21 protein-coding genes and 1 riboswitch are annotated in these 23206 nt (G+C 42.2%); of the genes, 12 read left to right on the top strand and 9 right to left on the bottom strand.

Going from position 1 to position 23206, the window contains the following annotated elements:
• Nucleotides 1–249: 249 nt before the first annotated feature.
• The 3 genes from uvrY to pgsA are packed head-to-tail and all read left to right on the top strand — an operon-like array spanning nt 250 to nt 3327.
• Complete coding sequence (gene uvrY, locus CAG57_RS06610; RefSeq protein ID WP_099612323.1) at nt 250–894, top strand: UvrY/SirA/GacA family response regulator transcription factor; 645 nt, start codon at nt 250–252, stop codon at nt 892–894.
• Nucleotides 891–2723, top strand: a complete 1833-nt coding sequence (uvrC, locus tag CAG57_RS06605) for an excinuclease ABC subunit UvrC (RefSeq protein WP_161428239.1) — start codon at nt 891–893, stop codon at nt 2721–2723. The genes uvrY and uvrC overlap by 4 nt, the downstream gene beginning before the upstream one ends.
• A gap of 46 nt (nt 2724–2769) precedes the next feature.
• Nucleotides 2770–3327 carry a CDP-diacylglycerol--glycerol-3-phosphate 3-phosphatidyltransferase gene (pgsA, locus tag CAG57_RS06600; protein WP_161428238.1) on the top strand — a complete coding sequence of 186 codons (558 nt, stop codon included), beginning with the start codon at nt 2770–2772 and terminating at the stop codon, nt 3325–3327.
• Nucleotides 3328–3537: 210 nt separating this feature from the next.
• Here pgsA and cspD read toward each other — a convergent pair whose 3' ends face one another.
• Entirely contained in the window at nt 3538–3759 is a 222-nt protein-coding gene (gene cspD, locus CAG57_RS06595; protein WP_161428237.1) for a cold shock domain-containing protein CspD, read from the bottom strand.
• A 520-nt stretch (nt 3760–4279) separates the two neighbouring features.
• Between cspD and clpS the strand changes: the two genes are divergently transcribed.
• The gene (gene clpS, locus CAG57_RS06590) at nt 4280–4600 is read left to right on the top strand and encodes an ATP-dependent Clp protease adapter ClpS (RefSeq protein ID WP_099612651.1); all 321 of its coding nucleotides are present in this window, start codon (nt 4280–4282) and stop codon (nt 4598–4600) included.
• A 38-nt stretch (nt 4601–4638) separates the two neighbouring features.
• The gene (gene clpA / locus CAG57_RS06585; protein ID WP_161434014.1) at nt 4639–6906 is read left to right on the top strand and encodes an ATP-dependent Clp protease ATP-binding subunit ClpA; all 2268 of its coding nucleotides are present in this window, start codon (nt 4639–4641) and stop codon (nt 6904–6906) included.
• Nucleotides 6907–7118: 212 nt separating this feature from the next.
• Here clpA and infA read toward each other — a convergent pair whose 3' ends face one another.
• From infA to aat, 3 genes are all read right to left on the bottom strand, one after another.
• Nucleotides 7119–7337, bottom strand: a complete 219-nt coding sequence (gene infA, locus CAG57_RS06580) for a translation initiation factor IF-1 (RefSeq protein ID WP_001040191.1) — start codon at nt 7335–7337, stop codon at nt 7119–7121.
• 83 nt (nt 7338–7420) lie between these two features.
• Nucleotides 7421–8119 carry an arginyltransferase gene (locus CAG57_RS06575; protein ID WP_161427498.1) on the bottom strand — a complete coding sequence of 233 codons (699 nt, stop codon included), beginning with the start codon at nt 8117–8119 and terminating at the stop codon, nt 7421–7423.
• The gene (gene aat, locus CAG57_RS06570) at nt 8094–8849 is read right to left on the bottom strand and encodes a leucyl/phenylalanyl-tRNA--protein transferase (RefSeq protein ID WP_161427501.1); all 756 of its coding nucleotides are present in this window, start codon (nt 8847–8849) and stop codon (nt 8094–8096) included. The genes CAG57_RS06575 and aat overlap by 26 nt, the downstream gene beginning before the upstream one ends.
• A 32-nt stretch (nt 8850–8881) precedes the next feature.
• Between aat and CAG57_RS06565 the strand changes: the two genes are divergently transcribed.
• Nucleotides 8882–9337, top strand: a complete 456-nt coding sequence (locus CAG57_RS06565; RefSeq protein WP_161427499.1) for a glycine zipper 2TM domain-containing protein — start codon at nt 8882–8884, stop codon at nt 9335–9337.
• 132 nt (nt 9338–9469) lie between these two features.
• Nucleotides 9470–10750, top strand: coding sequence for a 3-phosphoshikimate 1-carboxyvinyltransferase (aroA, locus tag CAG57_RS06560; protein ID WP_161427500.1), 1281 nt, complete (start codon nt 9470–9472; stop codon nt 10748–10750).
• 32 nt (nt 10751–10782) lie between these two features.
• Here aroA and CAG57_RS06555 read toward each other — a convergent pair whose 3' ends face one another.
• Entirely contained in the window at nt 10783–11031 is a 249-nt protein-coding gene (locus CAG57_RS06555; RefSeq protein ID WP_099612329.1) for a YciN family protein, read from the bottom strand.
• A gap of 334 nt (nt 11032–11365) precedes the next feature.
• Here CAG57_RS06555 and topA point away from each other — a divergent pair, with 334 nt between their 5' ends.
• The 4 genes from topA to CAG57_RS06535 all read left to right on the top strand — a co-directional run bounded on the left by topA (nt 11366) and on the right by CAG57_RS06535 (nt 18264).
• Nucleotides 11366–13996 (top strand): type I DNA topoisomerase, encoded by a 2631-nt coding sequence (gene topA / locus CAG57_RS06550; protein WP_161428182.1) that lies wholly within the window; start codon nt 11366–11368, stop codon nt 13994–13996.
• Nucleotides 13997–14617: 621 nt separating this feature from the next.
• On the top strand, nt 14618–15847 hold the full coding sequence (gene glgC / locus CAG57_RS06545) for a glucose-1-phosphate adenylyltransferase (RefSeq protein WP_161427098.1): 1230 nt from the start codon (nt 14618–14620) through the stop codon (nt 15845–15847).
• Between the two features lie 10 nt (nt 15848–15857).
• Nucleotides 15858–17306, top strand: coding sequence for a glycogen synthase GlgA (gene glgA, locus CAG57_RS06540; protein ID WP_099612652.1), 1449 nt, complete (start codon nt 15858–15860; stop codon nt 17304–17306).
• A 160-nt stretch (nt 17307–17466) separates the two neighbouring features.
• Nucleotides 17467–18264: an alpha/beta fold hydrolase gene (locus CAG57_RS06535; RefSeq protein ID WP_099612331.1), complete on the top strand. Its 798-nt coding sequence runs from the start codon at nt 17467–17469 to the stop codon at nt 18262–18264.
• Here the strand turns inward: CAG57_RS06535 and CAG57_RS06530 are convergent.
• From CAG57_RS06530 to elyC, 4 genes are all read right to left on the bottom strand, one after another.
• Nucleotides 18261–18944, bottom strand: a complete 684-nt coding sequence (locus CAG57_RS06530) for a TVP38/TMEM64 family protein (RefSeq protein WP_161427087.1) — start codon at nt 18942–18944, stop codon at nt 18261–18263. The genes CAG57_RS06535 and CAG57_RS06530 overlap by 4 nt on opposite strands.
• A 203-nt stretch (nt 18945–19147) precedes the next feature.
• A complete protein-coding gene (locus CAG57_RS06525; protein ID WP_161427088.1) occupies nt 19148–19738 on the bottom strand; it encodes a TfoX/Sxy family DNA transformation protein in 591 nt (196 codons plus the stop codon).
• Nucleotides 19739–19852: 114 nt separating this feature from the next.
• Nucleotides 19853–19937: riboswitch (cyclic di-GMP riboswitch) on the bottom strand.
• Nucleotides 19938–20076: 139 nt separating this feature from the next.
• Nucleotides 20077–21087, bottom strand: a complete 1011-nt coding sequence (purR, locus tag CAG57_RS06520; protein ID WP_099612334.1) for an HTH-type transcriptional repressor PurR — start codon at nt 21085–21087, stop codon at nt 20077–20079.
• A 419-nt stretch (nt 21088–21506) separates the two neighbouring features.
• Nucleotides 21507–22328: an envelope biogenesis factor ElyC gene (elyC, locus tag CAG57_RS06515; RefSeq protein WP_099612335.1), complete on the bottom strand. Its 822-nt coding sequence runs from the start codon at nt 22326–22328 to the stop codon at nt 21507–21509.
• 88 nt (nt 22329–22416) lie between these two features.
• On the opposite strand from elyC, the gene cmoM reads away from it, so the two are divergent.
• Nucleotides 22417–23205: a tRNA uridine 5-oxyacetic acid(34) methyltransferase CmoM gene (cmoM, locus tag CAG57_RS06510; protein WP_099612653.1), complete on the top strand. Its 789-nt coding sequence runs from the start codon at nt 22417–22419 to the stop codon at nt 23203–23205.
• Nucleotide 23206: the final 1 nt, after the last annotated feature.

The following is a 23206-nucleotide window of genomic DNA, read 5'->3' as shown; positions in this document are numbered from 1 at the left end:
CTGGTTCCATTGCTGTGTGTTCAAATTAGATCGGTGGTTACATCAAATTGCTCAAAACTATGCTTATCAGGTTATATAAGCGTTAAATGCGCATGTCATCCCACAGATTATTAAAGAAATTCTTGCCAAAATTTAGCTTTAGGCACATATTCATTGGCAGCAGGTTAGCCATTTAGGTTAAACTAAGCAGCCATACTGTTGTCCATCGTTGTGATAACAGAGCGAATAGATAAGCGTGGAGATACAAGTTTGATCAATGTTTTCCTTGTAGATGATCACGAGCTGGTTCGCACAGGGATACGACGTATTATTGAAGACGTCCGTGGAATGAACGTAGTAGGGGAAGCTGATAGCGGTGAAAATGCAGTAAAATGGTGCCGTAGCAACCATACTGATGTCGTATTAATGGATATGAACATGCCAGGTATTGGCGGTTTAGAAGCGACCAAGAAAATTTTGCGTCTAAATCCAGATGTTAAAATTATTGTTCTGACGATTCATACTGAGAATCCGTTTCCAACCAAAGTGATGCAAGCCGGAGCGGCGGGCTACTTAACCAAAGGTTCCGCGCCCGATGAAATGGTGAATGCTATTCGTATTGTGAATAGTGGCCAGCGATATATCTCTCCTGAAATCGCTCAGCAAATGGCATTAAGCCAGTTTTCACCCGCTTCTGAAAATCCATTTGCAGGCCTGTCTGAGCGTGAACTTCAAATTATGATGATGATCACTAAAGGACAAAAAGTAACCGACATTTCAGATCAACTGAACCTGAGTCCAAAAACAGTCAATAGTTATCGTTATCGTCTTTTTGCTAAATTAGACATAAGTGGTGATGTTGAATTGACTCATTTGGCGATTCGGCATGGGATGCTCGATACCGAGAAATTATAGTGTCTGAGTTTGATGCGCACGCTTTTTTAAAAACGGTCACCCATCAGCCCGGTGTTTATCGTATGTATAATACCGACGCTGAGGTGATTTACGTTGGTAAAGCGAAAGATCTGAAAAAACGCTTATCCAGTTACTTTCGTAGCAAAGTCGATAGCGAAAAAACTCGAGCGCTAGTCAGTCATATTGACAAAATTGATGTGACAGTGACACACACGGAAACAGAAGCGCTTATTCTCGAACATAATTATATTAAGCAGTACTTACCTAAATATAATGTATTGCTGCGTGATGATAAGTCCTACCCGTATATTTTTATCAGTGCTCATAAACACCCCCGTTTGTCTTTACATCGGGGAGCGAAGAAGCGCAAAGGGGAATATTTTGGTCCTTATCCTGATTCCGGTGCCGTCCGTGAAACGTTGCATTTAATTCAAAAGATTTTTCCTGTCCGTCAATGTGAAGATAGCGTATATAGCAACCGCATTCGTCCTTGTTTGATGTATCAGATTGGTCGATGCGTTGCTCCTTGTGTTAAGCACACCATTTCCGATACGCATTATATTGAACTCGTGAACTACGTGCGTCTATTTTTGCAAGGTAAAGATAATCAAGTGCTGGAAGTTTTGGTCGAGAAGATGGAGCAGGCGAGCAGAGCATTGCGCTTTGAAGATGCGGCAAAATATCGAGATCAAATTCAGGCTATCCGTCGAGTTCAGGAACAGCAATATGTGTCTGACGATTCGATGGATGATATGGATGTGCTAGGGTTTGCTGAAGAAAAAGGGCTGGCTTGCATTCATATTTTGATGATTCGGCAAGGAAAGGTGCTTGGTAGTCGTAGTCATTTCCCTAAAATACCAATCCGCACTGGGCAACAAGAAGTGTTTGAAAGCTTCTTAAGCCAATATTACCTTAGTCATAATGAAGGGCGCACTATTCCTAGCCGAATTATTCTCAATGAGGGGTTATTGCAGAATACCGTGCCGTTACAAGCGGCGCTGAGTCAATTAGCTGGGCGTAAAGTGGTTTTTCATGTAAAACCTACTGGAATTCGGGGCCGCTATTTAAAATTGTCTAATACCAATGCGCTCAGTGCCATGACGGCAAAAGTGAATCATCAAATGACAATCCATCAGCGGGTTAAAGCGCTTCAATCGGTCGTTGGCTTGAGCAACATTACTCGCATGGAGTGCTTTGATATCTCGCATACCATGGGAGAAAGCACCGTCGCGTCTTGCGTGGTTTTTAACCAAGATGGGCCAGTTAAAGCTGAGTATCGTCGTTATAATATCACAGGGATAACGGGAGGTGATGATTATGCAGCGATGGGACAGGCACTAGAAAAACGTTATTCTAAACAGCTCGATATTGATAAGATCCCCGATGTTATTTTTATCGATGGTGGTAAGGGACAACTCAACCGTGCGCATGAGATCATTAGCCAGTGTTGGCAAGATTGGCCTAAGCGGCCATTGTTGATTGGTATCGCTAAAGGTATAACTCGCAAGCCAGGTTTAGAAACCTTGATCACTACGGAAGGAAAAGAGTTTAATCTTCCCAGTGATGCTCCCGCCTTGCACCTCATTCAACACATTCGAGATGAAAGCCATCACCATGCGATTGTTGGACATCGAGCCAAACGGGGAAAAACTCGCCGAACCAGTTCACTAGAAAGCATTGAAGGCGTTGGCCCTAAACGTCGTCAAGCTCTATTGAAATATATGGGAGGAATGCAGGAGCTTAAACGAGCAACTGTTGAAGAAATCGCCAAAATCCCTGGGATTAGTTATTCTTTGGCGGAAAATATCTACCAAGCATTGAAACAATAGTAAAAATGCCGCACCATAAAGCCGCAACTAATAAGGGCCTAAAAATATGCGTTTTAACATCCCCAATATCTTGTCTTTATTAAGACTTTTCCTCATTCCTGTATTTGTTGTGGCGTTTTATTTGCCATACAACTGGGCCCCCTTTGCCGCCGCGATGATTTTCTGGATCGCCGGATTTACTGATTGGTTGGATGGCATGTTAGCCAGAAAACTCGGTCAAACGTCTCGGTTTGGGGCTTTTATTGATCCGGTTGCAGATAAAGTGCTCGTTGCAACTGCGTTAATTCTTATCACGGAACATTACCATTCTATTTGGATTACTATTCCTGCGGTGACCATGATTGGTCGTGAGATTATTATTTCAGCTTTACGCGAATGGATGGCTGAAATTGGCAAACGAGCCAGTGTGGCCGTGTCTTGGATTGGGAAGGTTAAAACATTAACACAAATGTTTGCTCTGTGGGTATTGATCTGGCGTTATGACGACTGGATGGTTTGGATGGGCTATGTGGCTATCTATATTGCAACTATTCTTACTTATTGGTCAATGATGCAATATTTATCTGCAGCGAAGGGCGATCTGCTCAATGAAGAGCACCATTAACCTTGTGCTTAATGGTTGATGGAAAATTTAAGTAACCCCAATATTATATTGGGGTTTTATATGTTACTTGGTGTGAAGTATCAAAGAGGAACAATAGCCAGTTAATGGTGACGTTAATTCGATTCTTATCCATTAAATCTGCAGTGACGCTGGGGATGAGTTCATCTCTGATTGAGTTATAAAACGATCACTCCGAGTATGGCAGCGGATTTATTTTGCGTGTTGTCCTTCAATAGGAACAACACTGCTGGCGTGGAAGCCTTTGGGGCCTTGCTCAACTTCATAGGCGACTTGTTGCCCCGCTTTTAGTGTGCGGTAGCCATCCATTTTAATCGTTGAATAATGGGTGAAAATGTCTTCATTTCCACCGTCTGGACAAATGAAACCGAACCCTTTGGCATTATTGAACCACTTTACTGTACCTGTAGCCATGCTATACATCCCTCATGCATTTGTAACTGATAGTGTTGACAGAAATACTCGCTCCTCTGATTCCATAAACGAGCGTTTCTGGTGTGAATGCTGGTTTAGCCGCTGCCAAATCTTTACTCACTAATTGACCAATGTAGTCAATGATAGAGCACAGTCAATAGGGGAGCGGTATAAAGATAGTCACTTTTATAAGTAAATCACTTTAAGGGGTCAGCGCATTGAGTTTTTTGTCTAAAAGAGGTGCTGCTTGAGTGATGAAGGATGGAAAAATGCAATGAAATTTGCAAATAGCAATGCATATTGTGAATTTAAGTGCATATTTAGCTGTTTTTTTGAACGGTTACAACCGTAACCGATAAGGAATCGTCATGTTTTATTTGCAGCGGTACCATTGCTGGATTAGTCTCTAGGTAAGGGTTGTTTTTCACCTGAACAGACAGCAAGTTAAGTGAATAAACCGCGCTGATGGATAGGATGACAATGGGTAATAATTTGAGAAACACTCTGATCTATGGCCGTCATGAGTAGAAACTTTGAATGGGTAACTCCAGGCTCAGATTTACTGGAGAAAGAAAAGACCGAGGTAAGCCCCCCGGCAATGTATCACGTAGTACTCAATAATGATGATTATACCCCGATGGACTTTGTGATTGAGATTCTTGAGCGTTTTTTCTCAATGGACATCGAAAGAGCAACACAAGTCATGCTTAGGGTACATTATGAAGGAAAAGCCATTTGTGGCACATATACTGCAGAGGTTGCAGAGACAAAGGTAGCGCAAGTGACCATGTACTCAAGGGAAAATGAGCATCCACTACTGTGTACTATGGAGCAAGCTTAGGCTTGTCAGACAATGTGGTTGTTCCTTAAGGAGGCCTTATGCTTAATAAAGAACTAGAGTCTAGTCTAAATGGCGCGTTCGCTCGAGCGCGAGACAAACGACATGAATTTATGACCGTCGAGCACCTCCTACTGGCATTGTTGGAAAACGATGCAGCGAAGGATGCATTATTGGCCTGTCAAGCTGATATTGACACATTACGACAAGAGCTGGATCAATTTATTGATCAAACCACGCCTCTTATCCCTGCGAATGATGACATGCGTGAAACTCAGCCAACTCTCAGCTTCCAACGAGTGCTACAACGCGCTGTTTTTCATGTTCAGTCTTCTGGACGTAATGAAGTCACAGGCGCGAATGTTCTCGTGGCTATTTTTAGTGAACAAGAGTCCCACGCGGCGTACTTACTGAAAAAAAATGATATTAGTCGACTTGATATCGTGAACTTCATTTCTCACGGGATTACTAAAATTTCCGGCGCGAGTGATGATCCTGCTGCTGACGCTTTTAGTCCTGGGAATTTAGATGACACCAATGGCGATGAGCGATTAGAAAGCTTTGCTAGCAACCTTAATCAACTCGCGAAACAAGGACAGATTGATCCTCTTATTGGTCGAGATAAAGAGCTTGAGCGTACGATTCAAGTATTATGCCGCCGTCGTAAAAATAATCCGCTCTTAGTGGGTGAGGCTGGGGTCGGTAAAACGGCAATTGCTGAAGGTCTAGCTTGGCGGATTGTGGAAGGGCAAGTTCCTGACGTCATTCAAAACAGTGTCATCTACTCATTAGATATTGGTTCGTTACTTGCTGGAACCAAGTATCGTGGTGATTTTGAAAAACGTTTTAAAACGATTCTTAAACAATTAGAGAAAGAACAAGACGCGATTCTTTTTATTGATGAGATTCATACGATTATTGGTGCTGGTGCAGCATCGGGTGGGCAAGTGGATGCCGCGAATCTGATTAAACCATTATTAAGCAGTGGCAAATTACGTTGTATAGGTTCAACCACCTATCAAGAATACAGCACGATATTTGAAAAAGAGCGCGCGTTATCACGTCGTTTTCAGAAAATTGATGTATTAGAACCGTCATTGGATGATACCACCAAGATTTTAATGGGGTTAAAGCCTAAATATGAAGCACACCATGATGTACGCTATACCCATAAAGCATTACGGGCCGCAGTAGAGTTATCAGCAAAATATATTAATGAGCGCCATTTGCCGGATAAAGCGATTGATGTGATCGACGAAGCCGGTGCAAGAGTCCGACTGATGCCTGCTAGCCGGCGTAAAAAAACCGTTGGGGTTGCTGAAATCGAAGCTATGGTAGCAAAAATGGCACGAATTCCAGAAAAATCGGTCTCTTCATCCGATAAAGATATTTTGAAAAATCTTGATAAGAAGATGAAAATGTTAGTCTTTGGCCAAGATCAAGCGATAGAAGTGCTGAGTGAATCGATCAAACTCACTCGCGCAGGTCTCGGCTCAGATAATCGGCCGGTTGGCTCGTTCCTTTTTGCAGGGCCAACTGGGGTTGGTAAAACGGAAGTTACCGTCCAATTATCCAAGTTATTGGGGATCGAGCTGCTACGCTTTGATATGTCGGAATATGGTGAACGTCATTCGGTTAGCCGCTTAATTGGAGCGCCTCCTGGCTATGTTGGTTACGATCAAGGTGGCTTGTTGACCGATGCTGTGATTAAGCACCCTCATGCGGTCGTTTTGCTTGATGAAATTGAAAAAGCCCATCCAGATGTCTTTAACCTCCTGTTGCAAGTGATGGACAATGGCACATTAACGGATAATAACGGTCGAAAAGCGGATTTCCGTAATGTAATTTTAGTGATGACGACCAATGCGGGTGTGGCTGAAACGGTAAAACAATCGATTGGTATGATTCAACAAGATCATAGTCATGATGCAATGGCGGAGATTAAAAAAGTCTTTACTCCAGAGTTTCGTAATCGCTTAGATCATATCATTTGGTTTAATAGCTTAGATGAACGAGTCATTCATCAAGTAGTTGATAAATTTATTGTTGAGTTACAAGCTCAACTGGATGCAAGAGGCGTGTCACTTGAGGTCTCTGAAGATGCAAGGCATTGGCTTGCTATCAAAGGGTATGATCGAGATATGGGCGCTCGTCCAATGGGGCGAGTCATTCAAGATCAATTGAAAAAACCACTTGCTAATGAATTATTATTTGGCGCTTTGGTTGATGGTGGTACGGTCAAAGTTGAGCTTGCCGATGATCAACTCACCTTTAAATGCTTAGGTTCTCGGGAAGAAGTTGTGAATTAAGAAATATATACCTAACCAATGTGAAGTTGCAGGTAGGCGACAAGCGGGTGATAAATTTGTCTGGAACAAATTTGAATAGCCGTAGGCTGGCCTTATAAATAATAAACGCACCGTAAATATGGTGCGTTTTTATAATCGAGTGTTAAGTGTTAGTCTTATGCAACAAAAACGGAGCGATAGGCTCCGTTTTTGTTGCATTCGGCAATCAGAGATTAACGAGCGCGGAAGACGATGCGACCTTTAGATAGATCGTATGGAGTCATCTCTACAGTAACTTTGTCACCAGTAAGAATACGAATATAGTTTTTGCGCATTTTACCAGAGATGTGAGCTGTCACGATGTGACCATTTTCTAGCTCAACACGGAACATTGTGTTTGGAAGAGTATCAAGGACAGTACCTTGCATCTCAATTACGTCTTCTTTAGCCATTTAATCCTCTTTAGAAATTTGGCGAAAATAATCAACGGCGCATTCTGCCGTTAAAACAACAATATGTAAAGTTGGGGCGTATTCTACCCTTGCCAACGCTGTTTGACTAGCTTTTGATTCGGTTGAAAGCGTACTTTATAATTCATCGCAGGGCATTCATCAATTTGATAGCCTAAATAGAGCCACCCTTTATTCATTTGTTTGCATAGTTCGATTTGGACGAGAACCGCTAAAGTGCCTAAAGAGAGTGAGTGCTCTGGTTCAAAGAAGGTATAAAAAGCGCTGGCGCTATTGGGTAAAATGTCGGTAATGGCAATCGCGACAAGGTGGCCGCAGATATAAAGATGTAAGTATTGTGTTTGTAGCCAGTTTGAGCATGCAAACTTATCAAATTCATCTTTGCGCGGAGGATACATGCTTCCTTGCTGATGACGCGCTTCAATATAACGAGCATAGAGTGGGAACCAATCTTTATCCATCGTTGGTTTCAACTGCCATTGAACCGTTTTTGCTTTATTTAATAAGCGTTTTTGACTTTTTGAGGGCCGAAAATCATTGACAGAAACGCGTAATGCCTGACAAGCGGAGCAATAATCGCAATACGGTTGATAAATTACATCCCCGCTACGGCGAAAACCATTCGCAAGAAGCAACTCATAATGTTCACTCGTCCTCATTGATGGATCAAGGGCGATCGCAACCCGTTCCATCCGTTCAGGCAGATAACTGCATGAATGATTTTCGGTTAGGCCAACTCTAATCTGTTGCGGTTCTGCACTCATCCTTTTCCTCTATCGAATTCGTTAAGGGGCAAGGTAACCATTGTGGCTGAAAACAAGAGTGAGAGACAGATACCTCTTTTAACCTTAGCAATGATTGCATAAACTCGCTCCGTGATAATTCAGCCGCCCCTAATGACCTAAGATGCGGATTCATGACTTGGCAATCAATTAATTTACCTTGGTGATGCGAAAAATGCTGACAAAAAGCCCAAAGTGCAATTTTAGAAGCATTGGTCGCAAGGCTAAACATGGATTCGCCACAAAACAGCTGTCCGACTTCAATCCCATATAGCCCTCCAACCAATGTTTCATTTTCCCAAACTTCAACGGAATGACAAGCCCCTTGTTTTGCCAAGTGCTGGTAAGCGTTGCGCATCTCATGATTTAACCATGTTTCATTTGCCGGCCGCACGGCTGCACATAACTCAATAACACGGTCAGTCGCATGATTTAGGCTCATTCGATAAGCGTGTTTTTTTTGAAATTTTTTTACACTTTTGGCGGGTTTAAATGTCTTAGGATTAAAGACCCCACGAGGGGCGGGGCTCCACCAGAGGATCGGTTCTCCTGGTCCGTACCAAGGAAATATACCATGATGGTAAGCGGACAATATACGCATAGGGCGCAAATCGCCACCGTAGGCGAGCAAACCATTTGGTTCGGTTAACGCCATATCGGGAGAGGGGAAGGTAAAATGGTCCGCAGCCAACTCGGTCAGATAAATTGTCATCACTTAGTCACTTATTTTAATCGGAGCACAAGATGAAACGATGGATTTTGATCTTATTGATTTTTCCTCTATTTGCCAATGCCACTTATCAACGGAATCAAGCTCGTCCAGTAAATGATGTTGTTTTTGGTCAGGTGGAAACCGTCCGCTATATCTCTCAGCAAGAGATTTTTCAATCAAAAACGCAAGGCTGGGAAACACTACTTGGTGCAGTGGTGGGTGGATTAGTAGGGCACCAATTGGGTGATGGAAGAGGCAAGCAAGTGGCAACTGCGGTTGGGGTATTGGCTGGCGCGAGTATTTCTCAACACCAAGGAAAACAAGCTGTTCAGGTTGACTATCATTTGGTCGAAATATTAATTCGCACTTCAACGGGTAAGCTTGTTGATGTGATTCAAGATGTCGACAGCCATATGCTATTTCATACCGGTAATCGGGTGCGTATTTTATATTTTGATGAAGGCGTACGTGTGGATAAAGAAAGGTAGTAAACGCTATCCTTGGCAAAGGTCGATTAACACTGGCGATTTTAGGTTATTTTGGGTAGTCTGCTAGTACCAAGAATTTTACTGCGCTAGATAAAAATAGGCATAGTGGCAGTGCAAGGAAACACAACTTTAATGGAAAGCCTTACGTTAAAATCAATTACCAAAATTAATGGTGAAGTGAACCTTCCCGGTTCAAAAAGCGTGTCGAACCGAGCGCTTCTTTTAGCAGCATTAGCCCGTGGTACCACTCGCTTGACCAATTTACTCGATAGTGACGACATTCGCCATATGCTGAATGCACTAAATCAGCTAGGTGTTGTGTACCGTCTTTCGGAAGATAAAACAGAATGTGAAATAGAAGGGTTAGGACAACCGTTTGAGCATTCACAACCGTTAGAGCTTTTTTTAGGTAATGCTGGCACAGCAATGCGCCCGCTAGCGGCTGCACTTTGTCTAGGGCGAGGAGCGTTTACTTTGACAGGTGAACCCAGAATGAAGGAGCGTCCGATTGGTCATTTAGTCCATGCCTTACGTCAAGCGGGGGCTCAGATTGACTATTTGGAAAATGAACAATATCCTCCCCTGCGTATTCGTGGCACCGGCTTAAATGCTGGAGCGGTATCGATTGACGGATCCATTTCTAGCCAATTTTTGACGGCATTTTTAATGTCAGCTCCCTTAGCTGACGGAGAGGTTATTATTAATATTGAAGGTGAGCTAGTTTCTAAACCTTATATTGATATTACCTTACACATCATGCAGCAATTTGGTGTCCAAGTGATCAACCACGATTACCGACAATTTGTGATCCCAGCAGGTCAATCTTATGTTTCCCCAGGGCATTTTTTGGTTGAAGGTGATGCCTCTTCGGCTTCTTATTTTTTAGCGGCCGCTGCGATTAAAGGCGGTGAAGTTAAAGTGACGGGGATTGGTAAAAATAGCATCCAAGGTGATGTTCATTTTGCTGACGCCTTAGAAAAAATGGGGGCGGAGATTGAATGGGGGGACGATTATGTGATCGCTCGCCGAAAAGAGCTCAACGGTGTTGATCTTGATTTTAACGCGATTCCCGATGCAGCAATGACCATCGCTACGACGGCGTTATTTGCCAAAGGTACAACAGCCATTCGTAATGTTTATAACTGGCGAGTGAAAGAAACGGATCGCTTAACGGCGATGGCGACAGAGCTGCGTAAAGTCGGGGCAACTGTGGAAGAGGGTGAGGATTACATCATCATTACACCGCCTACAGCATTTCGCCATGCAATGATTGATACTTACGATGATCATCGCATCGCGATGTGTTTTTCATTAGTTGCTTTGAGTGATAGTTCGGTGACGATTAATGATCCCAAATGCACCTCGAAAACCTTCCCTGATTATTTCGAAAAATTTTCCCAGATCAGTCATTGAGTTGAAAATTAAAGCCTCGTCTGAGGCTTTGATTATTTTTGTAACGAAAACTCTTTAGAAAGATGATGAGCTAAATATTTAAACATATTAAATACCGCCGTTGTTTTCTCAGTAGGTAGTCCGTCGTCATTCAAAAAATAAGGGCCTTTAAAAACCAAAACCTGATCTTTTTCTTCCACGCTTTCTGCGCGCATTCCTTCGATATACTGTTCGTGTTCTTGAATAAGCTGATTGGCAATCAGCAATAAATCAAATTGACTAATGGATTTTTTATCGCTCATGTTTTATTCCCATGATGTTTTGGACATAGTGTATGATTGTGACACGTAAAAGCCATGATCAAAAACAGGAAAACTAAGATTCTGTAATCATACTATTTTGTGATTTGCTCCATGTTTTGCTTTTTTTCTGTCGCATCTAGATCAGACTCTGATTAGTATGTGCGGTTTTCAAGCTCGGAACGAGTTTTCGTCGATTTGTCGAGCAAATAAGTGCTTTTTTATAAAAACAAGTTGATCTTCTGCTTGTCTGGCTCGATAGTAAAAAAAGAAGCAATATTTTAGAACATCATGCGATTTATTTTTCGCATCGTGATTAAGGGCATTTGAGTCAATTATGGGTAAATCACTTGTTATAGTGGAGTCACCAGCCAAGGCTAAAACCATCAATAAATACCTTGGTAAAGACTTTATCGTAAAGTCTAGTGTCGGTCATGTACGCGATCTGCCTACTGCTGGTCAAAGTAGTACCGGGACCAAAAAGACTCCATCTACAGCGAATAAACAACTGACTGTAGAAGAAAAAGAACGCTTAAAAAAAGAGAAAGAGCGTAACGCCCTAATAAAAAAAATGGGTATTGATCCTTTTCATGGCTGGGAAGCCAATTATCAAATTCTTCCTGGCAAAGAAAAAGTGGTAAATGAACTGCAAAAGCTCGCCAAAGACGCCGATTGCGTATATCTCGCAACCGATTTGGATCGCGAGGGAGAAGCCATCGCTTGGCACCTTCGTGAGATCATCGGTGGCGATGAAAAGCGGTATAAACGGGTAGTTTTTAACGAAATCACTAAAAATGCCATTCAGCAAGCTTTCCAACAACCCGGTGAGCTGAACATGGATGGGGTTAATGCGCAACAAGCACGTCGATTTATGGATCGAGTCGTCGGTTTTATGGTTTCTCCTCTACTGTGGAAAAAAGTGGCACGAGGGCTCTCTGCTGGACGAGTTCAGTCCGTTGCGGTGAAACTGTTGGTTGAACGTGAACGAGAAATTAAGGCATTTGTGCCTGAAGAATTTTGGGATATTCACGCAGAGACAAAAACACAATCGCAAGCTGATTTTCGTTTGTTGGTCGCACAAAAAGAAGGTGTGCCCTTTAAGCCAACCAATGAGCAAGAAGCACAAGCTGCAGTTTCCATCCTGCAAAAAGCGGCTTATGAAGTCTGTAAACGTGAAGATAAACCCACCAGTAGTAAACCGAGTGCACCATTTATTACGTCCACGCTACAGCAAGCGGCCAGTACTCGTTTAGGATACGGCGTAAAAAAAACCATGATGTTAGCTCAGCGCTTATATGAAGCTGGGTACATTACCTATATGCGTACCGATTCAACAAACTTAAGTGCTGAAGCGGTAGACAATGTTCGTCAGTATATTGATCAACAGTTTGGTCATGCCTATTTGCCGGATAGCCCAAATGTGTATGGAAGCAAGCAAGGAGCACAAGAAGCGCATGAAGCAATTCGTCCTTCCAGTGTCGAAATTAAAGCGGATGATTTGGAAGGGATGGAAGCGGATGCACACAAATTGTACGCCTTGATTTGGAACCAATTTGTGGCTTGTCAAATGACGCCCGCTCAATATGATTCCACCACGATCAGTGTTAAAGCGGCAGAGTTTACCTTAAAAGCGAAAGGGCGAATTCTTAAATTTGATGGTTGGACTCGGGTTCAACGTCCATTAGGTAAAAATGAAGACCAAATCTTACCAACAGTACAAGTGGGTGATAGGTTATCGCTTGAAAAGCTAGATCCCAAGCAGCACTTTACCAAGCCGCCGGCACGTTATACCGAAGCTGCGTTGGTCAAAGAGTTGGAAAAACGGGGAATTGGTCGCCCTTCAACGTATGCTTCGATCATCTCAACAATTCAAGATCGTGGTTACGTTAAAGTAGAGCAACGCCGTTTTTATGCTGAAAAAATGGGTGAAATTGTTACGGATCGGCTTGATGGTAGTTTTGCTGATTTAATGAATTATGATTTCACCGCACGAATGGAAGAAAAACTCGATCAAATCGCAGAAGGGGATGCCAACTGGAAAAAAGTATTGGATGCTTTTTTTGCTGATTTTAGCGGTGATCTTGAGCAAGCAGAACAAGATGAGTCGGTTGGTGGAATGAAACCGAACCATATTGTGATGACTAATATTCTTTGCCCGACTTGTGATCGTCCTATGGGAATAAGAACTGCATCGACCGGCGTTTTCCTTGGCTGTTCCGGTTATGCTTTACCCCCTAAAGAGCGGTGTAAAACCACCATTAATTTGGGCGATGAAGAGGGCATTATTAATGTTCTTGAAGAGGATGTCGAAACGGCTGCATTGCGTGCCAAAAAACGCTGTCCTATCTGTGAAACGGCAATGGATGCGTACCTGATTGATGGTAAGCGTAAGTTGCATGTTTGTGGTAACAACCCGAACTGCGAAGGTTATATCGTGGAAGAGGGCGAGTTTAAGGTCAAAGGTTACGACGGCCCCGTTGTTGAATGTGATAAGTGTGGCTCTGATATGGTGCTGAAAACAGGGCGTTTCGGTAAATATATGGACTGCACGAGTGACAACTGTAAGAACACTCGAAAAATACTTAAAAATGGTGAAGTTGCGCCACCGAAGGAAGATCCGGTTCATTTCCCAGAATTACCTTGTGAAAACTCGGATGCTTACTTTGTTTTGAGAGATGGAGCTTCTGGTCTATTTTTCGCTGCCAGTAACTTCCCTAAATCACGAGAAACTCGTGCGCCTTTAGTCGAAGAATTAGTCCGTTTTAAAGAAAGGTTGTCTGAAAAATATCAATATTTAGCCTCAGCGCCAGTGGCTGATCCTGACGGCCGCCCTACGGTTGTTCGTTTTAGCCGTAAAAGTAAAGAACACTATGTTCGAACTGAAATTGATGGAAAACCGTCGGGTTGGACGGCGCTTTATCACGAAGGGCAATGGGATATTACGGACAAACGTAAGAAAACCAAATAATGAAATCATTCATTGTAAAAAAGCAGCCTATGGCTGCTTTTTTTACTGTTCTCAATATACCTTCCCTACTCGAAGCGGAAGCGGTGTTGGCTACGTTCCGTTCACCTTAATGGCGTCTATCTATGCGCATAGGAACTTATTTACTTGCCGCCTACCTGCAACTGCCAGTTGTTGGGATATAGAGCAAATTTAAAGGAAGGGAATGGCTATTAATTGTACACTATTGATAGTTAAATCGAGTTTTTAGCGATGATATTCTACCTTTGTAGCGTTTTTTCTTATTTATCTCCTTTAATATATCTATATCAACTGTCACATTTTTCTATTATTTTTGTGTGAGTATTTTTTATTTTGGGATGGAAATCGTGAAATAAATGTTAGAGTTTATGGTGTTAAGCCGCCTCATTTTGTGAACAAGGCGAAGTGTTGAACATATCGGACTTACTTGCTGCACAAAATCTGTATTCGGGGTTTGTATTCCAACATAAATTCGATAAAGTAATAAACAACTGATTGCATTTTATACTTCCCTGAAGTTCGGTTAACAAATGTAATCAGTGACTAAGGAAAGCGTCGTCATTCCCCCCCTAATTTGACATGACGGCAAACCAATGGAAAATGATGGAGAAGAATATGAGTGGTGTATTAGGAATGATTTTGGCCGGCGGTGAAGGTTCGCGTTTGATGCCGTTGACTGAATCCCGTACAAAACCTGCCGTTCCGTTTGGTGGAAGCTATCGATTGATAGACTTTGCGCTTAATAATTTCGTTAATGCCGATTTAATGCGAGTTTATGTGTTAACACAATTTAAATCTCAATCACTCTATTTACACATGAAAAAAGGATGGAATGTTTCCAGTATACGAGATCGTTTTATTGATTCCATTCCAGCTCAAATGCGTGATGGTAAACGTTGGTATGAAGGTACAGCGGACGCTATCTATCAAAACCTTCGTTTTGTCGAAATCTCTGAAGCTGATGATGTTTGCATTTTCGGTTCCGATCATATTTATAAGATGGATATCCGGCAAATGCTTGAGTTCCATCGCCGTGTAGAAGCAAAACTGACCGTTTCCGCCCTACGCATGCCATTGTCTCAAGCGTCACAATTTGGTGTGATTGAAGTCGATACGAATGGGAAAATGATAGGCTTTGAAGAAAAGCCTAAACAGCCCAAATCGATTCCAGGGGCTCCAGAATGGGCTCTGGTTTCAATGGGAAATTACATCTTTGAAACGGAAACGCTATGTAAAGAACTGCGTGAAGATGCCACCAATGAACAATCGAGTCATGACTTTGGCAAGGACATCATCCCCAAAATGTTTCCTCAAGGTGACGTTTATGTGTATGACTTCTCAACTAATACTATCAAAGGGGAAAAGGGAATAACCTACTGGCGTGATGTCGGTACCATAGAGTCTTACTGGTCTGCTCATATGGATTTATTACAAAAAGATGCGCCATTCTCGTTATATAACCGTAGTTGGCCATTACACACTTACTATCCTCCATTACCACCTGCCACGTTCGTTGATATGGATGAGAAAAAAGTGGAGATTACAGATAGCTTAATTTCCGGAGGAAGTTATGTACAAGGGTCGACAATCTATAAATCTGTACTTGGCTTCAGAACCAACATTGCCCATGGATCGTTGATCAGTGAATCGGTGATTTTAGGTGATGTTAAAATTGGTGCAGGGTGTACGATTAAACGCACGATCATTGATAAAAATGTAGAAATCGCCCCTGGTACCGTTATTGGTGAAGATTTAGAACTGGATAGACAACGGTTCCATGTTTCTGACGAAGGAATTGTTGTGATAGCAAAAGGGACAAAAGTTGGATTCTAATCATGAGAAAATGAACATTTGGTTCGCTGTTTCAGAAGCTGAAGGACTAGTGAAAAGTGGCGGCTTAGCCGATGTGGCGAAGGCACTGCCAAAGGCTTTAATGGATCTTGGTCATCAGGTAGCCATTGTGCTACCTGGTTATCGCACCATTGATGAAAAACAAAATTTACCGGTTATTCTTGAAACAGAATTATTGCATTGGCCACATACTCGTTATCAAGTTCGTTTGACTGAACTCGACAAGGTGCCTGTCTATTTGATTGATTGTGAAGAATATTTTGATCGACCAGACTTATATGCAGAGCAGAACCATGCCTATGTCGATAATGGCGAGCGTTTTGGCTTTTTTTCCGCCGCTTGTTTAGATATTTTACCTAAATTAGCCATTCACCCGGATATTATTCACGCGAATGATTGGCACACGGCATTAATCCCTTTCTTATTAAAAACGCGTTATCGTGATGATGGTTATTACAGCGGCATAAAAACCATATTAACTGTCCATAATGCTATTTTTAAAGGTATTTTTTCTTATCATCAGTTGGAAATTATCCCTGAATTGAATCTATCGGGAATGGAATTTTTACAGTATGGCCATGATCATGTGAGTACTTTAAGAGCAGGAATTGCCTTTGCTGATAAAATTAATGCGGTTAGTCCTAACTATGCTTCCGAGTTGTTAACACCATTAGGTTCACACGGTTTGGTCGACGATTTTGTTCGCCGTGCGCGCGATCTACATGGAATCATCAATGGGTGTGATTACTCTGAGTGGAGTCCAGCAACGGATCGTTATCTACCACAAACTTACCATGCAGAAGAGAATGCTTTAAAATCAGGGAAGGCAAGCAGTAAGCAAGCGCTCCAGCAAGAGCTAGCATTACCACAAGTTGCGATACCTATGTTCGGCATGGTGTGTCGATTAACCCACCAAAAAGGATTCCATTATTTACTACCGATTCTCGATCAGTTTTTGCGCAATGAAGTGCAGCTGGTGATCGTAGGGACGGGAGAATCTCAAATCGCTGAAAAATTACATAAGATTGCAGCTACCCATCCTAACAAATTTGTTTTTATTGAAGCTTATAGTAATCGTCTTGCTCACTTGGTTGAAGCCGGCTCAGACTTTTTTATTATGCCATCGGAATTTGAAGCGTGTGGGCTAAACCAAATATACAGTATGGCTTATGGAACTCTGCCTATCATTCGAGAGGTTGGTGGGCTGAAAGACACCGTTCAAGACTATGATAAGTACCCTCAGCAAGCAACAGGGTTTGGTTTTCAGGATCCAACGCCGGCAGCCTTGTTGATTACGATGCAAAGAGCCTTGTTATTTTATTTGCAAAATCCGGATGAAATGCTAAAGGTTCAATTAAGAGCGATGCAGAAAGACTTTAGTTGGCTTGATTCAGCGCAGGAATACTTAAAGATGTATCGTTCGGCAATTTTCGATTACTAATGAAGGGAGGCTGAGCGTAGTCGTGATTGATGCGCTCTGTGCTTTGTCAGTGAGCCAATATCGGCATGTTTTATACATGATTTTTTACAACTCTGAGCAAATGTACAAGGTAAATTATGCTAATCTTCTCTACTAAGTAAGTTGAGTTTATGTGGTGTTCATGCCCCAAGGTTTGTTGTTTCATAAAATTTATCCCCATCCAACCAGTAAAGACTGGGTTGTTTTTGTTCATGGTGCAGGAGGAAGCTCTTCTATCTGGTTTAAGCAGATAAAAGACTATAAACAGCATTTTAATTTGCTCTTGGTTGATTTACGTGGGCACGGTAAGTCGAATCAATTGTTAAAAGATTTATTGGCTCAGCGCTATACTTTCAAGTCTGTAACGCAGGATGTTTTGCGTGTTCTTGATCATCTCAAAATCCAGTCCGCTCACTTTGTTGGTATGTCACTGGGAACGATTATTGTTAGAAATATGGCAGAGTTGGCTGGCGAGCGTGTCAAGAGTATGGTACTCGGCGGAGCGGTTACTCGATTAAATATTCGTTCACAAGTCTTGGTGACACTTGGCCACTTGAGTAAACATATCATGCCTTATATGTGGCTTTACCGCTTATTTGCATACGTTGTCATGCCGCAATCAAGCCAAAAAGAATCTAGACACTTATTTGTCAGAGAGGCCCAGAAGCTTTGTCAAAAAGAGTTTAAACGCTGGTTTACCTTGACGGCTGAAGTGAATCCATTAATGCGTTATTTTAAAGAAAGAGCGTTACCGATTCCTACGTTATATGTAATGGGGGCGTGTGATTATATGTTTCTTCATCCCGTTAGAGAGATGGTTGCAGCACATCAGCAGAGTGAATTAGTAGAAATTCCTGATTGCGGCCATGTCTGTAACGTTGAGCAGCCGCGTTTGTTTAATCAAGTCTCTATCGATTTTATTTACCAGCAAAGCAATTAATGGTGCTTTGTCCGCTGATAGCGTAATCGTTTAATTAGCCATTTGGCCAGCAATGGAAAAAGGCCAAGTAATACAAAAGAAAATAACACAGAAGGGGATATGATCCCCGAGAGCTGATCTATTTCACTCAACTGAGTTCCCGCATTAATATACACTGCCGTTCCAGGTAGCATACCTAATTGGCTGACCCAGTAATAGCGCCAAGTCGTTATCGAGGTGAGCCCCATTAATAAGTTAATCAGAAAAAAAGGCAAAATAGGCATCAGTCTTAACGAAAATAGGTATAAGGCACCATCTTGACTGATTCCATGATTGAGTGTAATCAACTTATCAGAGAAGCGGCGGTATACCCATTCTTTGAGCAAATAGCGGCTAATCAAAAAGGCGATCGTTGCTCCCAGTGTACTGGCAAAAGACACTAAAAATAAACTGATCCAAAAACCAAATAAGGCCGCACCAAGAAGAGTAAATACAGCCGCGCCAGGAACGGAAAAGGCGGTTAATAAGACATAAAAAACAAAATAGAGCAGAGCTGCGATGGCAAAATGTTCATCAATCCATAGAGATAGTTGAGTGTGGTGCTGTTTGATCGAGCTTAGATTGAGATATTGTTGTAAATTGACAGTGAGCAAGATCACTATCGCAAGTAGTATCAATCCAACCAGCATTTTTCGGGTCATTGAGCGGCCTATACTATAGTGGAAAAATTTAATTAGTGGCAAAATTTAGCGTTATCCAATGGATACAGAATAGAACATATTTGGGTATCGTGTGATTTAGGTTAAACCATGACAATAATTAGCCCTACGCAAGTTGGTTGGGTATACAACTCGCTGAGGGACTAATTATTGTTTGAGTGCTGAAAAGCATGAAGAGAGTGTTTTTAAGATAAACGCTTAATAAGTTCCTCGCGTCGCGAAAGCGGAATGACTGACCAGTGCTTTCTTTCAATTGCGCCTTCTAATGCCCACAATAGCTCTAGGCTAACTTCGCTGGAATGGCTTTGTTGTATCGCTTGATAAGCAGCTAGTGCGCCTTGTTGATGCAGTTGTTCAACGGAGTTGATGCCGGCTTTTTTCAACATGCGCTCAGTGGCTAGTCGTAAATTTGGTAAATCTTTCAGCCGTTCTGGTTTTGATTGCTCTTGGTTGTCTCGTTCAAGTTGAGCAATTTTTAAAGCGGATTGTGCCTCAGATAAGATGAATTGCGGATCTGACCAGCTCGTTTCAGGAAAAGCATAATATTTGGTCACAACGGGGAACCCTTTTTTTGTATACACATAGGGTTGATAACCTTGTTGTTTAAATTTGGCGGCTAATTTATCGTTTGCTCGTATATGCAGTTGGTTATTAACCACTAACGCAAACATCGTGTCATTAGTAAAAATGCCAAAACCACCAAACATTGAACGCGATTTGATACGGCCAAGTGGCTCAAAAAGTCGCATTGAGTCTTTTAATACGGGTTTATCCATGTTGTAAATCTCGGTGTATTAACTAATTCGCCACCAAATCAGGTCCGAGAGACTAGCAAAAAACTGCTAAAAGATGTCAATAAGAAGTTAACTTCCTGTCTATGCAGTTTAGCCATCGGCAACCCCGCTACCTACCACATTCGGGTTTAGGCCGGAGGCTTTGCGTCCCACCCTTTCAGATGGTTTGCCCTGTGCGTGACATACTGTATTCCGAGTATTACCTCAGAATACGGATGATAAAGTCATTAAAACTGAACCGTTGTCACTTTTCATTTTTTTGAAAATGTGACTCTGGTTCGATTTTTAGTGATTTTAATCGGTTTAGTTACGCTTATCCATCATTTTTTGGTTAAGTCTCGTACCGTATCGCGTTCAACAATTTCTGGATGCATTTCAAATGTACGGCGTTCGTGTTCTTTATCTTTAATTCGTTCCAGCAGTATTTCAAAGGCATTTTTACCGACTCGGCGTTTGGGCTGGTGAATGGTAGTTAATGGTGGCGAAAAATATTCAGCAAGTTCAATATTATCGTATCCGATAATGGACATGTCGTCAGGAACTCTAACTCCACGTTGTTGTAAACGGCTGATTAAGCCAAGTGCCATCGTATCATTAAAACAAAATACAGCGGTTGGGCGAGTATCCATGGCGAGAATTTTATCGGCCGCTAAAACGGCGGTATCACATTCAAAGTTACCTTCTAAAATCCAATCATCATTAACGGGAAGGTTCGCTTCGGCCATGGCACGACGAAATCCAGTAATCCGTTCTTGGCAAGCGGCTTTGACAAAATGACCACTAAGACAAGCGATAGCTTTATGCCCTTTCTCAATCAGATACTTCGTTGCGAGATAACCCCCTTCTTCTGAGTTATCAATGATCTTATCCGCTTGAGATGTTTCTGGCCCCCAATCCATAATGACTTTAGGAATGTCTGGGTGGCTTTCGAGCATTTCCAGTAACTCTTCTGTTAAGTCAGAGCACATGACCAACATGCCATCGACACGTTTTTCTGCCAACATGCGAATGTAGTCACGTTGTTTTTCATAAATCCCACCGGTATTACATAAAATCAATGTATACCCTTGGCGGTAGCAATAACTTTCAACCCCATCAATCACTTCAGAAAAGAAAAGATTGGTTGATTGCGTGACGAGCATACCAATTGTACGTGTTGTGTTGCATTTTAAGCTCCTTGCCACCGCGCTTGGTGCGTAGTTCAGTTGCTTAACTGCTTCGAGTACTTTTTCTTGTGTCGTTTCTGCAACAAAACGGGTTTTGTTGATCACATGAGATACGGTCGTTGTGGATACACCCGCTAAGCGTGCAACGTCTTTAATCGTAGCCATAAATTTATCCTATCAATGACTGCTGGAGCCGGCATAGGCTTTCACTTCATTGAGTGCAGCAGTAGTTATACCCAGGCTTCCCTCTGATAGGGGCATTCGGCGTTATGATGCGATAGGCGATGTTGATTTTATGATACTGGCTGAGAAAAATAGCCATTTTGCCTGTTGCTTGACGATAACGCTTCATGATTTGGGCACCGGCTTTAATTAGCCTAAAAGTAATAAAAAAACAAAAACCGCTGTTAAATAGCGGCTTGATTTTTACATTCATCTTGTCAGTAGCGAGCAAGATTTTAGACTGCAACGACTCAACCCGCAATGAAATTTAGCTTAAATATGCATTATAACCATACAAAATTGTCAGTAAACGTAGCAATTTGTGAGCAAGAGCCGTGTATCTTGATTTGCTGGTTTATTGGTTATTGAGTATCACTGAGTTCAGCGTTGTTATGCTGACTGACCCAATCTCGCATTGATTGCCACATCAGTCCCATCGTTTCAAACCAATAGCGCTCTGTTTGTTCTAGATATTTGGCTTTGGGAATGTATTTATCCCAAGCTTGACTCACCTTCGTTTGGGCTAGGTAGTTGGTCGGAGCAGGGATAGGCGTGAGTCCAACAGAGTGAAATTCATTCATCGCTCGTGCCATATGACTTGCAGAAGTGACAAGAACCAGTTTTTTATGCTGAACAAAAGCAGCAGCTTGCCGCGCTTCTTCCCAAGTATCTTGTGCGGTTTCCAGTAAAATAATATCAGATTTTGACACACCAAGCGCGAGAGCCACCTTGGCGAGCATTCTCGCATGGCTAAATTCAGTACCACCGGCATAGCCTGATAAAATCAGCTTAGCGCCAGGGTACATGTGTAAAATACGGATGCCTTCCGTTAAGCGCATCAATGCCGTTCGAGTTAACTCCGAGGTGGGTGGAATCGTACCATCCACAACATGGCCATTGCCAAGCACCATCACATAATCAACGGAACCGTCGACGGGCAGAAACGCGCTGTATTGACGCTCTAAAGGCATTAAGAGGCGGCTAGAAAGGGGTTGAAAGGCAATTAAAAACAGACCGCTCAATGCAAAGAGCACCACAAGACAGCCTGTTTTACGTTTGGCGGTAAACATGATTAACATTAAACCGACAAAACCAATGATCAGCAGTGCTGGCAAAGGCATCAGAAGCGAGGAAACGATTTTTTTCAGCTCAAACATAAACAAAATAGTCCGAAAAAACAGCACTTGATAGTAAAATCAGCGAAAGATTCTTTATTCCTGCCATTCCTATGACAGAATAGCAGCACGATTGATTATCATAGCTCAAGCCACAGTGACAGAAGACCGTAATTTCGACGATATTGCCCACAAATTTGCAAAAAACATTTATGGTTCTGACAAAGGTGAGATTCGCCAAGTAATTGTTTGGCAAGACCTCATGAGTCTACTTACCCATTTCGATGAAGCACAAGCTCCGTTGCACATTTTAGACGCGGGCGGTGGTTTGGCACAGATGTCACAAAGATTAGCGAAATTTGGTCACAATGTCACTCTATGCGATCTTTCTTCTGAAATGTTGCATTTGGCAAAACAGGCGGTTATTCAGAACGGTTTACTTGAACGGTATTGCTTTGTACATACCCCTGTCCAAGCGATCGATAAACATTTACCAGCACCTGTCGACATCGTGATGTTCCATGCAGTCATGGAATGGTTGGCAGATCCTCAACAGGCATTGCACCATTTGTTGAACCAAGTGCGAGTGGGTGGAATGGCATCGATTATGTTTTATAACCAACATGGCTTGGTGTACAAAAATGCAGTGTGTGGCAATATTCCTCATATTCTAGCGGGAATGCCCCACCGCAAACGTTTTAAACTTCAGCCTCAACAAGGTTTATTGCCGACCGACGTTTATCAGTGGATTGAACAAGCCGGATTTGAAATTTGTGGAAAATCCGGTATTCGCTGTTTTAGTGACTATATTGGTAACATGCAAAATATGGGTGAATATCAATATGAAGATCTTTTGGCTCTGGAACGACATTATTGCCGTCAAGAACCTTATCTATCATTAGGTCGCTATATCCATGTTTGGGCTAAGAAAAAAGAACAGGTATAAC

The organism is Vibrio sp. V30_P3S12P165, from assembly GCF_009904905.1.
Classification (GTDB): Bacteria; Pseudomonadota; Gammaproteobacteria; order Enterobacterales; family Vibrionaceae; genus Vibrio; species Vibrio fujianensis.
Note: the sequence above shows the minus strand (reverse complement) of the source record. Positions and strands in the feature narration are given on the sequence as shown.

Coding starts and splice junctions, on each gene's coding strand:
- pgsA (WP_161428238.1), top strand. CDS start 2,770: ATGCGTTTTAACATCCCCAATATCTTGTCTTTATTAAGACTTTTCCTC.
- cspD (WP_161428237.1), bottom strand. CDS start 3,759: ATGGCTACAGGTACAGTAAAGTGGTTCAATAATGCCAAAGGGTTCGGT.
- clpS (WP_099612651.1), top strand. CDS start 4,280: ATGAGTAGAAACTTTGAATGGGTAACTCCAGGCTCAGATTTACTGGAG.
- clpA (WP_161434014.1), top strand. CDS start 4,639: ATGCTTAATAAAGAACTAGAGTCTAGTCTAAATGGCGCGTTCGCTCGA.
- infA (WP_001040191.1), bottom strand. CDS start 7,337: ATGGCTAAAGAAGACGTAATTGAGATGCAAGGTACTGTCCTTGATACT.
- CAG57_RS06575 (WP_161427498.1), bottom strand. CDS start 8,119: ATGAGTGCAGAACCGCAACAGATTAGAGTTGGCCTAACCGAAAATCAT.
- aat (WP_161427501.1), bottom strand. CDS start 8,849: ATGACAATTTATCTGACCGAGTTGGCTGCGGACCATTTTACCTTCCCC.
- CAG57_RS06565 (WP_161427499.1), top strand. CDS start 8,882: ATGAAACGATGGATTTTGATCTTATTGATTTTTCCTCTATTTGCCAAT.
- aroA (WP_161427500.1), top strand. CDS start 9,470: ATGGAAAGCCTTACGTTAAAATCAATTACCAAAATTAATGGTGAAGTG.
- CAG57_RS06555 (WP_099612329.1), bottom strand. CDS start 11,031: ATGAGCGATAAAAAATCCATTAGTCAATTTGATTTATTGCTGATTGCC.
- topA (WP_161428182.1), top strand. CDS start 11,366: ATGGGTAAATCACTTGTTATAGTGGAGTCACCAGCCAAGGCTAAAACC.
- glgC (WP_161427098.1), top strand. CDS start 14,618: ATGGAGAAGAATATGAGTGGTGTATTAGGAATGATTTTGGCCGGCGGT.
- glgA (WP_099612652.1), top strand. CDS start 15,858: ATGAACATTTGGTTCGCTGTTTCAGAAGCTGAAGGACTAGTGAAAAGT.
- CAG57_RS06535 (WP_099612331.1), top strand. CDS start 17,467: ATGCCCCAAGGTTTGTTGTTTCATAAAATTTATCCCCATCCAACCAGT.
- CAG57_RS06530 (WP_161427087.1), bottom strand. CDS start 18,944: ATGACCCGAAAAATGCTGGTTGGATTGATACTACTTGCGATAGTGATC.
- CAG57_RS06525 (WP_161427088.1), bottom strand. CDS start 19,738: ATGGATAAACCCGTATTAAAAGACTCAATGCGACTTTTTGAGCCACTT.
- purR (WP_099612334.1), bottom strand. CDS start 21,087: ATGGCTACGATTAAAGACGTTGCACGCTTAGCGGGTGTATCCACAACG.